Genomic DNA, 16,477 nt, shown 5'->3' with positions numbered 1-16,477 from the left:
TCTTGATGAGACTTAAAACGAATTAAGTCTCTTTCTCTGAAAGGAGGTGATCCAACCGCAGGTTCTCCTACGGTTACCTTGTTACGACTTCACCCCAGTTACTGAATCCACTGTGGAGGGTAGCTACTTTAGCATTCCCGCTTCGAATGAGTTCAATTCCCATGGTGTGACGGGCGGTGAGTACAAGACCCGGGAACGTATTCACCGTAGCATTGCTGATCTACGATTACTAGCGATTCCAACTTCAAGCAGTCGAGTTGCAGACTGCTATCCGAACTGGGAGATATTTTTGAGATTTGCTCCACCTCACGGTATTGCTGCTCTTTGTATACCCCATTGTAGCACGTGTGTAGCCCTGGACGTAAGGGCCATGATGACTTGACGTCGTCCTCACCTTCCTCCTGGTTACCCAGGCAGTCTCATTAGAGTTCTCAGCCGAACTGTTAGCAACTAATGACGAGGGTTGCGCTCGTTGCGGGACTTAACCCAACATCTCACGACACGAGCTGACGACAGCCGTGCAGCACCTGTATGATAGTTCTAGCAAGCTAGCACTATTACATCTCTGTTATATTCTATCTATGTCAAGTCCAGGTAAGGTTCTTCGCGTATCGTCGAATTAAACCACATGCTCCACCGCTTGTGCGGGTCCCCGTCTATTCCTTTGAGTTTTAATCTTGCGACCGTACTCCCCAGGCGGCACACTTAATGTGTTAACTGCATTACTGCAAGGTCTAGCCTCACAACAACTAGTGTGCATCGTTTAGGGCGTGGACTACCAGGGTATCTAATCCTGTTTGCTCCCCACGCTTTCGAATCTCAGCGTCAATAATGTTCCAGTAGATCGCCTTCGCAATCGGTATTCCTTCTGATCTCTACGGATTTTACCCCTACACCAGAAATTCCATCTACCTCTCCCATATTCTAGATAGAAAGTTTCAAAAGCAGTTCAATAGTTGAGCTATTGGATTTCACTTCTGACTTTTCTATCCGCCTACATTCTCTTTACGCCCAGTGATTCCGAGTAACGCTTGCACCCTCCGTATTACCGCGGCTGCTGGCACGGAGTTAGCCGGTGCTTATTCATATAGTACCGTCATTATCTTCCTATATAAAAGGAGTTTACGCACCGAAATGTGTCATCCTCCACGCGGCGTTGCTGCATCAGACTTTCGTCCATTGTGCAATATTCCCCACTGCTGCCTCCCGTAGGAGTCTGGACCGTGTCTCAGTTCCAGTGTGACTGATCATCCTCTCAAACCAGTTAAGCGTCATTGTCTTGGTGAGCCATTACCTCACCAACTAACTGATACTGTACAGGCCGATCTTCAAGCTATAAATATTTCCCTTGCAGTCTTAAGACTTAAAGGCATATAGGGTATTAGCAATCGTTTCCAATTGTTATCCCCTTCTTGAAGGCACGTTACCTATATATTACTCACCCGTGCGCCACTTAGCTGACAATTAAAGCAAGCTTTAATCCGTTCTCGTTCGACTTGCATGTGTTAAGCACGCCGCCAGCGTTCACTCTGAGCCAGGATCAAACTCTCCATAAAGAAGTGCGATACAAAGTTGACTTAATGTCAAGTTTTATAAACGCGTTTAGTTTGATACTGACAAATTTGTATTGTTATACAAAATTATCACTCAAATTTATAGACAAGAATTAATTCTTGTTATAATTTTTTTATTTTTTTTAAATCTATTTATTTTAGATTATATATTAGAGTATTATATTCAGTTTATAAAGATTACTTTACAAACTTCATTACATTGTTAAAGATCATCCGTTTATGTGTCGCTTGCGCTCTACTTAAATTGGACGGGAATTATAGAGAATTTTTTATGCTTTGTCAAGAGGTTTTTCTTTAAATAAGCTTAAATTTTAAAATTTAAGTTTTTACTCTTTTAATAGATGTCCTGCAAGATTACCACTTGAAAATGACCATTGTAAATTATAACCGCCACAAGGTCCATCTAAATCCATTACTTCACCACAAAAATATAAACCATTTATTAATTTACTTTGCATTGTTTTTGGATTTATTTCTTTTAATGTTACTCCACCTCTTGTAATCATTGCTTTTTTGTAGCCAACTGAATCTATTACTGTTAATGGAGTTAAAGCTACAATTTTCACAAGATTATTTCTAACTTCTCCTATTTGGTCTTTAAATTTTAAAGAAGTATCTGCATTTACAATATTGCATAACTCTTTTGAAACTGATTGAGGAAGAAGTAAAGATAAAACTTCTAAAACATTTGCATCTGGTTTTTCTTTTGCTTGTTTTTTAAAGTGTGAAAAAATATCATCTTCAGTTTTTCCTTTTACCATGTTTATAAGTAAAGGCACTTCATCATATTTTTCTAATAATGGTGTAATTTCTCTTGAAAAATCTAAAACAACTGGACCTCTTAAACCTTTTGATGTAAATATCAAATCTCCAACTGCTTTTAGTTTCTTTGCTTTTTTTAAATCAATTTTTATAATTGCTTTTGCAATAGTATCCGCTGTACAATTTGCCACCCATGTTTCTTTTGTATAAACAGGAAGCATTGCAGGATATAAATCTGTAATTTTATGTCCTAACTCTTTTGCAAAAGAATAACCATCACCATTAGCACCCAACATTGGAAAGCCCAAACCACCTGTTGCAACAATTACATTCCTACAATTAAAGTTTCCTTTGTTTGTTTTAACTCCTGAGATACTGTTTTCATTACAAAGTAAATTCTCAACTTTTACATCACATTGTATTTCAACTGCTAAGTTATTTAACTCTTTTTCTAAAGCTTTAATTATTGTAGATGAGTTGTGAGTTACTGGAAAAATTCTAAAACCATCTTTTGTATCAGTTTGAACTCCAATACTTTCAAAAAATTCTCTCAATGAGTTTTTATCTAACATTTGTATTGCAGTACTCATAAACCGACCATTTTTCCCAAATGAGTTCATAAAGTCTTCATTACTTAATGTGTTAGTTAAATTACATTTACCTCCGCCTGTTGCTTTTAATTTTGCACCAAGTGTTGGAAGTTTTTCTAAAAGAAGTACACTTTTTCCTAATTTTCTTGCAGTTATTGCAGCAATCATTCCAGCACCGCCAGAACCTATTACTATTAGATCATATATATTTGTTTTCATTTGCTAATAATAACCAAAGATGCTTGAATATATTGTCTAAAATTAGATACAATTTGGGCATGAAAATAAGACTTGCCACATTTAACCTATTTCAATTTACAAAACCTCCATACTCTTGGTACACGAAAAAAGAAAGATTTACAGAAAAGCAATGGCTTATAAAAACTTCATGGATTAAAAAGCAAATACTTAAAATGAACGCAGATATTATTGGTTTTCAAGAAGTATTCTCTAGAGATGCACTTAAGACTTTAGTTAATGAACTTGGATACAATTATTTTGAAACAGTAGATGTTCCAAAAGTTAGTAAAACTAATCCTTTAATTTATATGTCTACGACTGTTGCAATTGCTTCTAAATATCCAATTTCTAATATGCAAGAAGTAAAAGTTCATATTCCAAGTATTAAAAAACATAAATATGAAGGATTTTTTAAATTTTCTAGAATTCCAATTAAAGCTACAATTACTCTTCCTAATGAAGAAGACTTTTTAGTTTATGTTTGTCATCTAAAATCAAATAGATTAAATGAATTTGAATATGTATTTAATGAAAAAGATACTTTAGAACACAAAAAAGAATTAATCAATAAAGCACTTAAAGATAAATATTCCGAAGCATTGAAAACTAGACTTTGTGAAGCTTCTTCACTATTCTTTGATATTAAGAAATCTAAGAAACCATGTGTTTTAATGACAGATTTAAATGATAAAGAGTTTTCAATTACAATAGATGCTTTAAGTAACAATAAATATCATGATGAAAAAAGAAGAGAATCATTTATATTACATGATTCATATTTTCAAATTGAGAATAAAGTATATAATCCTCACCCTGAACAAAAAGAAGCGAAGAGAGTTCCTACTAGTTACTTTGCTGGAAAAGGAAACGTTTTAGATTATATTTTTTTATCAAAAGAGTTTAATAAAAAAAATAAAAAAAACATAGCTTCTGTTTCTTCTTTTGAAGTTTTTGATGAAGCTATTAAAACTAATCATGATGGTTCACTACTTTCAAGTGATCATGCACAAGTTTTGTGCGAATTAACCTTTCATTAATTAAGTATTTACAAAAGCTTAACAATTGAAGTATATAATACTTTTATCGTTTAAGAAAGACCGCGAATCTTTCTTACTCAAATAAAAGTAATTTTTTTGCGATTTTTACTTTTCTCCTTAAGAAAAAAGGCCAGATATCAAAAGATATTTGGCCTTTTTTTATGCTAATTTATTTTCTTAAGTATTTTAAAGTTGTAATAATAATATCATCGTCATCTTTACTTGGGCTTTTAATTGTTTCTTTTGTATCATCTGCTTTTGTAAAAGTAATATTCATTTCATATGAACTTACTGTTTGAATACCTTTTTGTAAACATAAAATCTTAATCATAATTAATTCTAAGAATTGTTTTGTAGGAAGATCTGGTTTTCCAAATCTATCTTCCATTTCTTCTTCTATTTTATAAACTTCTTCTTTATCTATTGATTTTGAAAGCCTTCTGTATAATTCAAGTCGTACTCTATCTTCAACAATGTAATCATCTGAGATAAATGCAGAAATAGCTAACTTAATATCTACACTTTTTTTCTCTTCTTTTGAATCTCCACTAAGAGTTGAAAGTGCATCTTCTAACATTTTTAGATATAAACCATAGCCAATTTGTTTGATATGACCACTTTGAGCTTCACCAATAATATTTCCACCACCTCTTATTTCTAAATCTTGATGAGCTAATGCTGTTCCACTTCCTAAATATGAGTTTGATTCTAAAGCTACTAATCTTTTAACTGCATCTGATGTAATTTGCTTTTTATCTTCAACTACGTAATAACAGAATCCTTCTTTATTACTTCGTCCAACTCGTCCACGTAATTGATGTAAATCTGCAATTCCAAATCTATCTGCACCATCAATTATAATTGAGTTTGCATTTGGAAGGTGAAGTCCTGATTCAACAATTGAAGTTGCAAGTAAAATATCAAATTTCTTTTCTTCAAAGGCATCAAGAATTTTTTCAGCATCTGCTGGTTTGATTTTTGAATGGATAATCTCAACTTTAATATTTGGGATAATCTCTTCTATATCTGCTTTTTTTGCTTCAATTGAAGCAATATTATTATGAACATAAAAAAGCTGTCCACCTCTTCTTTTTTCTCTTAAAACAATCTCTTTAATTAATTTGTCACTATACTCTTTTACATAAGTTCTAACACCTAATCTTTCACTAGGAGGTGTTAGTAGTGAACTCATTCCTTTTAATTTTGAAAGGGCAAGATTTAGTGTTCTTGGTATTGGGGTTGCACTCATTGAGAAAATATGAACATCTTCTCGTAAGTTTTTAAGTTTTTCTTTTTGTTTTACACCAAATTTATGTTCTTCATCGATTATTACTAAAGCTAAATCTTTAGCAGTAATTCCTAATAATGAATGAGTTCCAATTACAAACTGTATTTCTCCAGAACTTAAACCTTTTTTGATTTCACTTTTTTCTTTTGCTGTTGATTTTCCATCAAGTTTAGCCATTGAAATTCCATAAGGTTCAAATCTTTTTTGCATTCCATGGAAATGCTGAGTTGCAAGTAGTGTCGTAGGACAGACAAAAATTGCTTGATGTCCATCTAGAATTGTTGCTAAAAGTGCATTCATAGCAACTTCTGTTTTACCAAAACCAACATCTCCTGAAAGCAATCTATCCATAACTCGACCTGAGCTTAAATCCTTAAAAATTTCACTAACAGAACGACTTTGATCTTTTGTATAATCAAAACCTGAACTTTTTCTAAACTCTTGTAGTGTGTGTTTATTAGTATCTATTTTTATACCATTTACAAGCTCACGTGCTGCTGCTAATTTTATAATATCATTTGCAATAGCAAATAATCTATCTTTTACTTTTTCTTTTAATTTAGCAAAAGAGCCTTTTCCAAGTTTGTCAACTACAGCATATGAACTTCCATCTGCTACATATCTATCTACTAAATCAATATTTTCAACAGGAATTAAAAGCTTATCATCTCCTGCATATGTAACAATTACAAAATCTCTTTTTGCTCCCATTACAGTAACAGGTTCTATTCCTTTATATTGTCCAATTCCATGTTTTTCATGAACAACAAAATCATTTACTTGTAATTCATCAATTACTAGTTTTATTTTTTTCTTTCTTCTTTTTTTAATCTCTTGATTTAGTGAGATTATTACCTCATCATTACTTACAAGATTAATAATATAAGGTTCGATTAAATACTTGATTTTGCTATCACTTAAATCTAAATCATGAGCTTTTACTTTAGCTTCTGTACTAGAAATAATAGTAACTTTTTTACCTTCATGAAAAGAGATGAACTCTTTAATATTTGCAGGAGCTATTTCTTTATGAGTTTTACTTTTAAAAATTTGTGGAGTTGTTAAAAACTTATCTTTATTTATTCTTTTTTCTTCAAAAACATAAACTTCATCGAGTTCTTCAAGTGATTCTTGAGTTATAAAACAATTCATAGAATTTGGTAAAAATTCACCTAAGTCATTTAAATACCAAAAACCTAAAGAATGAATATCCTTAATAAAGGCATCACTTGAAACTTTTAGAATTTCTTCTGTTATACCTTCATATGTTTCTTCATCTAAAGCTAAAAAAGCAGGACTAATTTGTATAGTTTCTATCTCATCTTTAGTTGATTTTTGATCTTCAATATCAAATTTTCTAATACTTTCAACTTCATCATCAAAAAGTGAGATTCTATATCCAAATTCGCTCCCTAGTGGACAAATATCAATAATATCTCCCCTAATTGAAGCTTCTGCTTCACTTGTTACAATATCTACAAAATAGTATCCCCAATTGTAAAGTTTTGACTTGAATTCTTCTATTTTTATAGTATCTGCAAAATTTATTTCATAGGAGTCAAAGCATTTTTCTTTAGGAAGAGAAAAAGAGATTGTACGTACAGGAGAAATTAAAATCTTATTTTGTTTTTTGTGAGAGTAAAACTCATTTAATACTTTAGTGATTTCTTGTAATTCAGTTGAAAAAGATAATAAATCATCACCAAAGTTTGCTCTAAAATCTGATAATACAAAAGGAGTAAAACCTAAAAAAGAGACAATATCACTAGCAATTTGAGCTTGCTTATCGTCATTTACAATTAAAAGTTCACACTCTTTTAGTTTTTTATCATCCTTTAAATTTTTTAAAAATTCATAAATATTATTCACTACTGATTTTCTTCTTTTGAAAGTTCGAATTCTTTTGTTATTTTATCATAGTAATATGCTGGATAAGGTGTTTCATTTAATAAAAAGATTAAATTTGCATCACTAAACCCTGCTTTTTCTAAACCTTCTTTGAACATTTGTAAGATGAATGCTTTTGTTGTAACTAAAGTTGTAGTTGATGTTGATGTATAAACATTCTTTTCACCCTCTACTACTTTAAAACTTTTTCTTTTTAAAAATTTATTTAATTTTTCTTCATCTTCTAAACCACTTACATCTAATAACACTAATACTTCAATATTTTCCATAATTTATAATTCCTATATATTTATCTCATTAAATCGTATTGTATTAAAAATAGGTTTAATTTATGAATAAGAGTCTTTTAAATAAACTCTTATTTATACTTCTTTAAAACTAAATTATTCTACATATATACTATAAAATAAACAGATGTTAATTAATTACTTCAAAAAATTTGCTAAGATATGTACAGCTTTTTATATATAACTAGCACTTTAACTTTATAATAACTCTGTATTAGGATATTAATATGCAACGATATAAAATAGTTCATCGTACTTACTATAATTATACAGAAAGAGTAGACTTAGGAACTCATCATTTACTTTTACGTCCAAGAGAAGATTATGAACTAAGAATAGAATCCTTTACATTAAAATGTACACCCGAAACTAAGATATTGTGGCACAGAGATATTGAAAACAACTCAGTTGCAGTAGCAAACTTTAATCATATTACACAACAACTTCTTATTGAAAGTGAAGTAATACTTCAACAATATAATATATCACCATTGGATTTTATAGTTTCAGACTATGCTATTACTTACCCATTTGACTATAAAGAAGATGACAAGTTTCTATTATCACCTTATAGAGTTTTACCAGATGAAGAAACTAGACAATTATTAAATAATTGGATTTTCAATATCTGGAAATATGATGAAGAAATTCAAACATATACACTTCTTCAAAAAATAACAAAATATATCTATAGCTCATTAGTATATAACATCAGAGAAGAAACTGGTGTTCAAAGTATTAAAGAAACATTAAGTTTAAATTCAGGTTCTTGTCGTGATTTTGCATTTTTGTTTATGGAAGCTGTTAGATGTCTAGGATTAGCAACACGATTTGTAAGTGGTTATCTTTATGCACCACTTATGTCTGAACAAATAGGCTCTACACATGCTTGGGCAGAGGTTTATTTGCCAGGGGTTGGATGGAAAGGTTTTGATCCTACAATTGGAGATTTAGTTGGGAAAGATCATATTCCAGTTGCAGTATCTAGGCTTGCACATGCTGTTCCTCCAATATCTGGCTCATTTGCAGGTGATGCAAAATCTAATCTTGATGTTGGAGTATGGGTTACACAATGTTAGATATCTATCAAGAAGTAAATTTGATTTTTAGAAACTTGTAGTCTCCTATAAGTGTTACAATGTTATAATTAAAGTTAAAATAGTAAACAAGTTTACAAGTTTTTTGTCTATATTGAATATTTAAGTATAGACAAAACTGACATAAAATTAAATGTTATAATTTTATATTTATTAATTAATCTATTAAGGAAAAAAAATGTCATTAAAAGTAGTCCTATCTCATAAAACACATTATAAATACGATAAGTATATCTCTCTTTCACCACACACAATTAGGTTGAGACCAGCACCTCATAGTAGAACACCAATTGATGCTTACTCAATGAAGATAACTCCTGAGAATCATTTTATTAATTGGCAACAAGATGCTTATGGGAATTATTTAGCAAGAGTTGTTTTCCCTGAAAAAGTAAAAGAGTTTGGAATTGATGTAGAAGTTATTGCAGACTTAATCTCAATTAATCCTTTTGACTTTTTTGTTGAAGAATATGCTGAGCAATTTCCTTTTGAATATAAACCTGAATTGAAAGCAGAACTAAAACCATATTTTGAAGTTACGGAAAGTGGGAAAGAGCTTAAGAAATTCGTTAAATCACTTGATTTAAAAGAATGTAAAATTAATGACTACCTTGTTTATTTAAATACAGAAATATATAAATATTTAGATTATACAGTTCGTTTAGAAGCTGGTGTACAAGATTGTGAGACTACTCTTGATAAAAAACTTGGAAGCTGTAGAGATTATGCCTGGTTATTTGTTCAAGTATTAAGAAGTTTAGGTCTTGCAGCAAGATTTGTATCAGGTTACTTAGTTCAATTAAAACAAGATGAAAAATCTCTTGATGGTCCTAGTGGTCCTGAAGAAGACTTTACAGACTTACATGCTTGGACAGAAGTTTATCTTCCAGGTGCTGGATGGGTAGGACTTGATTCTACTAGTGGATTATTTGCAGGTGAAGGTCATATACCACTTGCATGTACTGCACATTATGAAAGTGCTCATGCAATTGAAGGTTTAAGTGATAAATGTGAAACAGAGTTTGATTTTTCAAATACTGTAACAAGAGTCTTTGAATCTCCAAGAGTTACAAAACCATACAGAGATGACCAATGGGATGCAATAAATTCTTTAGGTTATAAAGTTGATGATGAACTTCAAAAAAATGATGTAAGATTATCAATGGGTGGAGAACCTACTTTTGTATCTATTGATGATATGGAATCTGAGCAGTGGAACACAGCTGCTGATGGTCCTTTAAAAAGAGAATTAGCAGATAAATTGTCAAGAAGACTTTTAAGCTCTTTTGGTAAAGGTGGAATGCTTCATTACGCACAAGGGAAATGGTATCCAGGTGAACCAGTTCCTAGATGGCAAACTTCAATTATTTGGAGAAAAGATGGTAAGAAAATTTGGAAAAACCCAGATTTATTTGCAAATATGAATGAAACATATGAATACACAAATGATGATGCTAAAAAATTTATTGAATATTTAGCACTTACTTTAAAAGTATCTGATAAAACTATACTTCCAGCTTACGAAGATCCTATTCATTATATTATGAAAGAAGCTGAATTACCAATTGATATTGATTCAGCTGAATATGATATTGATAATTCAATTGAAAGAAAAACTATTGCAAGAGTTCTTAGTCAAGGTTTAAGTAAACCTGTTGGTTATATCTTACCTTTAAACTATGCTGAAAGTGAATGGATGACTTCTTATTGGACATTTAGACGGGATAAGATTTTCTTAATTCCTGGTGATTCACCTTTAGGACTTAGATTACCTATGGATTCTCTTATTGAAAATCCTGAAAATGAATTACCTTTACATTTTGAGCCAGATCTTTTTGCAAAAGCACCAAAACTTAAGAAGTTTTTGAAAAAAGCAGAAAAACGTGCTCAAGATGCAGGAAATAAAAAAAATAAAAATAATCCAGAAGATACATTTATTAGAACAGGATTAAATGTTGAAGTAAGAGATGGTAAGCTTTATATATTCTTACCACCTTTAAATCATACAGAAGCATTTTTAGATTTAATTGCTTCAATTGAAGCAGTTGCTAGAAAACTTAAAATAAAAATAGTTCTAGAAGGGTATGAACCAGCTCATGATTTACGTTTAGAAACTATAAAAGTTACTCCAGATCCAGGTGTAATTGAAGTAAATATTCAACCTGTAAATACATGGAAAGATTTAACATCAAATTTATTTACACTTTATAATGATGCAAGAGAATCTAGACTTGGAACAGAGAAGTTTATGCTTGATGGAAAACATACAGGAACAGGTGGTGGAAATCACGTTACAATTGGAGCAATGAGACCAGAAGACAGTCCATTACTTAGACGTCCTGAAGTTCTTAGAAGCTTTATTACATTTTGGCAACATCACCCTGGTTTATCTTACCTTTTCTCAGGAGCTTTTATAGGTCCAACATCTCAAGCACCTCGTGTTGATGAAGGAAGATTAGAAAATCTTTATGAATTAGAAATTGCATTTTCTCAAATTCCAGTAGGTGAAGACGTACCTTTCTGGTTAACTGATAGACTATTCCGTCATATGTTAACTGATATTACAGGAAATACTCATCGTTCTGAATTTTGTATAGATAAGCTTTATTCACCAGATTCAAGTACAGGAAGACTTGGTATTTTAGAACTACGTGGTTTTGATATGCCTCCACATCCTAAAATGGCACTAATGCAGAATTTACTAATTAGAACATTAGTTTCATTGTTCTGGAAAAAACCATATACTCATAAGCTAGTAAGATGGAATACACAGCTTCATGATAAGTTTTTATTAGAGCATTATGTAAAAGAAGATATGAAAGATATTGTTGAGTTTTTAAATAATGAAGGTTATGACTTTAATCTTGATTGGTTTGATCCTTTCTTTGAATTTAGATTCCCTCTATATGGAATGGCTACAGTTGAAAATGTACATCTAGAGCTTAGGGCTGCAATTGAGCCTTGGCATGTACTTGGAGAAGAAAGTGGTTCTCAAGGAACATCTAGATATGTTGATTCATCATTAGAAAGAGTTCAAATTAAAGTAAATAATTTTGTTCCTGAAAGATATATTCTTACTTGTAATTCAGTTGTAATTCCTTTAAGCCCTACTGGAGTTGAAGGTGAATTTGTTGCAGGTGTTAAATATAAAGCATGGCAACCTTGGTCAGCATTACATCCTACAATTGGTGTTGATACGCCACTTACATTCGATATTGTTGATAAATGGAATGAAAGATCAATTGGTGGAATGACATATCATGTATCACATCCAGGTGGAAGAACTTATGAAACTTTCCCAATTAATGCAGGTGAAGCAGAATCAAGAAGAATTAATAGATTCCAACCATTTAATCATACACAAGGAGAAATAGAACATATTTCTTCTTCAAGTGTACAAAAAAACTTAGTAGAAATAAATGGCGCTAAAAGAGCAGTAGTTTTAAAAGATAAACTTAATAATGAGAAATTCCTTTTCCAAGAAATTCCTGTAAGTTTAGAATATCCAAATACATTAGATTTAAGAAGAAAGTGGGCAAAGCAATAAATGAGCATATTTGATACTTATGTTTCTGAGTCATTATTTGATGAAATGCATGATGACAAGGATAACATAAGGGATTGTTGGAAAGAAGTTGTATCTGATATTGAAAATGCTGGATTACATACTTTAGAAGATAAACAAAGTGAAATTGATTGGCATCTTCAAGATAATGGTGTAACATATAATATCTATGATGACCATGATGGACCTAAGAACCGTTCTTGGAGCTTAGATCCAATTCCTTTTGTTATTGAAGAAGAAGAATGGAAAATAGTTAAAAAAGGTCTTCAACAAAGAGCAAAGCTTTTTAATTTAATTATTAAAGACCTATATTCAGAACAAAAACTTATAAAAAACAACATTGTACCTGCAGAAGTTATCTATGGGTACAAAGGTTTTACAACTGAAGTTTTTGATTTTGGAAGTAAAGAAGATTTTAATCTTTACTTTTATGCTGCTGATATTGCAAGAGGTCCAAATGGTAAAATGTGGGTTGTTAGTGATAAAACACAAGCACCATCTGGATTAGGCTATGCTATTGAAAATAGATTAACAATGAATGTTGTTGCTCAAGATTTATATCCTAGTATTGAAACAAAAAAATTAGCATCATTTATACAAGAGTTTAAAGACTTATTAAAAAAACTAACAAAAGGTGATATTTCATCTGCTGCGTTGTTAACTCCTGGACCTTACAATGAAACATATTTTGAACATGCATACCTTAGTAATTTTTTAGAATTAAATATGGTTCAAGGCCAAGATTTACTTGTAAAAAATAACACAGTATGGCTAAAAAGTTTAAGTGGCCTTAAAAAAATCAATACACTTTTAAGAAGAGTTGATGATAGATACTCAGATCCACTTGAGTTAAGAAATGATTCTAGACTTGGTGTTGCTGGACTTGTAGAAGCATTAAGAGAAGATAATCTTAATATGATAAATCCAATAGGAAGTGCAGTTGCTGAAAATATTGGACTTAATCCTTTTATGAAAAAAATTTGTCAATACTTTTTAAAAGAAGATTTAATACTTCCTCAAATTGCAACTTGGTGGTGTGGACAAAAAAAAGAACTTGATTTTGTTTTAGAACATTTTGACAAACTAATTATCAAAAAAATTGATATACCAAATAATATAAAAGTATATTTTGGAAGAAAATTATCTAAAGATGAGAAAAAAAATCTTATTAATCTTCTTATTCAAAACCCACATCAATATGTTGCTCAAGAAGAAATAGAATTCTCAACGGTACCTTACTATACAGAAGGAAAAATTGAACCACGAAATGCCGTGATTAGAACTTTTTGTTTAAAAAAAGATGAAGATTATTCTGTAATGAATGGTGGACTTGTAAGAATTTCAGAAAATAAAGAAAACTTACTTACTTCATCAAAAAGAAAAGGTGGAATTAGTAAAGATTTATGGATATTAGGAAAAGATGATATTCCTTTAAGTCAAATCAATTCACTAACTCACACGCCATATATTGAAACTTCAATTGATGAAATTTCTACATTAAAAGCTGAAAATCTTTTTTGGTTAGGAAGATATCTTTCTAGGTCTATTTCTACTTCTAGATTAATTTTACATATAATCAAGAAGATTACAAATTTCTATAGAAATGAAGTATTAACTTCAAATGAATCTCAAATAATATTACAAAATGCATTAACACATATGACAATGACTTATCCAGGTTTTATTAACGCTGATAATGAAAAAGTTCAAAATATTAATCCAATTAAAGAAATTACATCTGTAATTAAGGATATGTATAGAGCTGGTTCTTTAGCATCAACGGTAATGATGCTTGCAAATACTAATGTTAATATTAAAGATCTTTTAACATTAGAATCTTGGAAACTTTTTGAAGAAATGCAAAAAAGTTGGAATAAATTTATAAACAAAAAAAATGATTCATCTATGTCAATGGCAAGTGAACTTGATAAGTTTCTTATTTATATGATGGCGTATAAAGAACTAGTAAAAGAAAGTATCTTTAAAGAACAAGGTTTAATACTATACGATATTGGTTATAAAATTGAAGATTCATTACATCTGATTTCAAAAGCTAGGTCTATTTTATGTTTAAAACTTGATAAATCAATTGGATATGATGTTTTAGAAGGAATATTAACTTCATTAGGTAGCTTTAATGCTTATAGAGCACATTATAAAAGCTCATTAACATTAGAAAATGTTGTAGATTTTTTAATACTAAATCCACAATTTCCAAAATCTTTAACCTATATGACTGAAAATCTTCTAAAAGAGTTTAAGGAATTACCAAAGGCCAAAAAAGATTTTACTTCATACGAAAAAGCTATGTTAAAAGCACAAGAACTATTAAAATCAATGAATTTACAAACTTTAATGGAAATTAAAGAAGAAGAAGGAATATATGTGCAATTAGATAAGAAATTATCTTCGTTATCAGATTTATTTTTAGAGTGCTCGAATGAGTTTTCAAATACTTATTTTTCACATAATGACGAGTAACAATGGTTTATAATATTTATCATAAGACAGAATTTAGATATCAAGATAGTGTTTCTTTTAGTCATAATATTGCCAGACTTAAACCTAAAAGTACAAACTATCAAAGGGTAATCGACTTTACAATGCAGATATCACCTGAAGTTTACGATTCAAAAGAGTTTATTGATATGTTTGGAAATACAAATACTTACATGTTAATAAGAGAACCTCATACATCACTTAGTGTTATTGGAAAATCTAAAATAGAATTATATCCTGAACAAAGAAGAGAATATATTGAAAATATTAAAAAAAATAGCCTAACATATGGAGCTTCAATTGATCGTTTATCAAAGTTTAATATTGATGATTTACATGCAAAGCAATATCTATTTGAATCTGATTTAATTCCAAGAGCATCTTTAAAAATAAAAGAATATGCTTTAGTATCTTTTCAAAAAAATAGAGATGTTTTCGAAGCTACTCAAGAATTTATGCAACGTATTTTTACAGATTTTAAATTTGTTTCAGGCTTTAGTGATATAACTACACCCATTGAAAAAATCTTTGAAGCAAAAAAAGGGGTATGCCAAGATTTTGCACAATTTGCAATATCTGCACTAAGAACAATAGGCTTGCCTGCTAAATATATGAGTGGTTACATAGAAACATTACCAGCAAAGGGTGAGAAAAAACTTTTTGGAGCTGATGCTTCTCATGCATGGTTTAGTATATATATACCAAATGCAGGATGGGTAGAGTTTGATCCTACAAATAATCTTATTCCGACAGATCAACATATACTTTTAGGTTCAGGAAGAGATTACAATGATATTTCACCTTTAAAAGGTGTAGTATACAGTAGTGGAAATAGTAAATTAACAGTTATGGTTGATGTAAGAAAAGAAGAAAAAGAACTAATTAATATACAAACTCAACAACAAAATCAACAATAAATGAAAAGGTAATTAGCACAAAGAAAAATCTAAGTGCTAATTGCTATTAATCTTCAACTATTAATTCATTAACTAAGCTATGAATTTTATTAATATCAATATCTGATTCATCTTTTGGAGAATCAATTTTTAAGTCTAATTCTGGATTGAGAATTTCAAATATTGAATTAATCTCTTCGATAATTTGCTTTAGTATTTCAAAATCTCTAGAGAATCTTATGCAAATATCTAATTCTTCAATAAGTCTGCCAAGTTTAAAAAAGTAATCACTACTTTTTTGTTTTTTTCTACTAGCAGTTTCACCCCAAATTTCTTTTATTAAAGAAAGTGCATGATCTAAATCTTTATAATCTATAGGAATAGTATCATTAAATTTTCTTTTAAATAGTGCATCTAATTCAATAATCTCACCAAATGCAGAATTATTTATATAAATACGACTAATAATTGCACTTTCTCTAGCATTACTTGTAATATTCATAACATTAGCTTCATGATCACCATATATAGCTTCTTTTAAAAAGTCTGATGAATCAGTATATTCTAATTCTACACCAAATTTTTTGTAAAGATCTACACCAGCATTTTTATCAACATCAATCGTCATATTAAATGCTTTTTCTATTTTATAAAGTGCTGTTTCAACACGCTCTAAATATCGGCCAAGCCAATACATATTTGTAGCAACATTTGCTGTTAATAATTGATCCATT

At 30.3% G+C, this 16,477-nt stretch carries 9 protein-coding genes and 1 rRNA gene; 5 read left to right on the top strand and 5 right to left on the bottom strand.

Annotation, left to right across the window (positions count from 1 at the left end):
- Positions 1-39: 39 nt before the first annotated feature.
- Positions 40-1,556 (bottom strand): 16S ribosomal RNA (locus tag LPB137_RS02965).
- A gap of 344 nt (positions 1,557-1,900) precedes the next feature.
- The gene (locus LPB137_RS02960; RefSeq protein WP_076084193.1) at positions 1,901-3,145 is read right to left on the bottom strand and encodes a BaiN/RdsA family NAD(P)/FAD-dependent oxidoreductase; all 1,245 of its coding nucleotides are present in this window, start codon (positions 3,143-3,145) and stop codon (positions 1,901-1,903) included.
- A gap of 59 nt (positions 3,146-3,204) precedes the next feature.
- Between LPB137_RS02960 and LPB137_RS02955 the strand changes: the two genes are divergently transcribed.
- Complete coding sequence (locus LPB137_RS02955; protein ID WP_076084190.1) at positions 3,205-4,203, top strand: endonuclease/exonuclease/phosphatase family protein; 999 nt, start codon at positions 3,205-3,207, stop codon at positions 4,201-4,203.
- 169 nt (positions 4,204-4,372) lie between these two features.
- Here the strand turns inward: LPB137_RS02955 and mfd are convergent, their stop codons facing one another.
- Both mfd and LPB137_RS02945 read right to left on the bottom strand, forming a co-directional pair.
- Positions 4,373-7,360: a transcription-repair coupling factor gene (mfd, locus tag LPB137_RS02950; protein WP_076084187.1), complete on the bottom strand. Its 2,988-nt coding sequence runs from the start codon at positions 7,358-7,360 to the stop codon at positions 4,373-4,375.
- The gene (locus LPB137_RS02945; RefSeq protein WP_076084184.1) at positions 7,360-7,668 is read right to left on the bottom strand and encodes a hypothetical protein; all 309 of its coding nucleotides are present in this window, start codon (positions 7,666-7,668) and stop codon (positions 7,360-7,362) included. Before LPB137_RS02945 ends, mfd begins: the two co-directional genes overlap by 1 nt.
- Positions 7,669-7,913: 245 nt before the next feature.
- Here LPB137_RS02945 and LPB137_RS02940 point away from each other — a divergent pair, with 245 nt between their 5' ends.
- The 4 genes from LPB137_RS02940 (at position 7,914) to LPB137_RS02925 (ending at position 15,764) form a co-directional block, all read left to right on the top strand.
- Positions 7,914-8,765, top strand: a complete 852-nt coding sequence (locus LPB137_RS02940; RefSeq protein ID WP_076084181.1) for a transglutaminase family protein — start codon at positions 7,914-7,916, stop codon at positions 8,763-8,765.
- Between the two features lie 196 nt (positions 8,766-8,961).
- On the top strand, positions 8,962-12,330 hold the full coding sequence (locus LPB137_RS02935) for a transglutaminase family protein (protein WP_076084178.1): 3,369 nt from the start codon (positions 8,962-8,964) through the stop codon (positions 12,328-12,330).
- Positions 12,331-14,829: a circularly permuted type 2 ATP-grasp protein gene (locus tag LPB137_RS02930; RefSeq protein WP_076084176.1), complete on the top strand. Its 2,499-nt coding sequence runs from the start codon at positions 12,331-12,333 to the stop codon at positions 14,827-14,829. It abuts the gene before it with no gap.
- A gap of 2 nt (positions 14,830-14,831) precedes the next feature.
- Complete coding sequence (locus LPB137_RS02925) at positions 14,832-15,764, top strand: transglutaminase family protein (RefSeq protein ID WP_076084173.1); 933 nt, start codon at positions 14,832-14,834, stop codon at positions 15,762-15,764.
- A 46-nt stretch (positions 15,765-15,810) separates the two neighbouring features.
- Here the strand turns inward: LPB137_RS02925 and LPB137_RS02920 are convergent, their stop codons facing one another.
- On the bottom strand, positions 15,811-16,476 hold the full coding sequence (locus LPB137_RS02920) for an alpha-E domain-containing protein (RefSeq protein WP_076084171.1): 666 nt from the start codon (positions 16,474-16,476) through the stop codon (positions 15,811-15,813).
- Position 16,477 lies beyond the last annotated feature (1 nt).

Source organism: Poseidonibacter parvus, assembly GCF_001956695.1.
In the GTDB taxonomy this organism is placed as follows: domain Bacteria; phylum Campylobacterota; class Campylobacteria; order Campylobacterales; family Arcobacteraceae; genus Poseidonibacter; species Poseidonibacter parvus.
The sequence above is the reverse complement of the archived record's forward strand: the minus strand, read 5'-3'. Positions and strand labels throughout refer to the sequence as shown.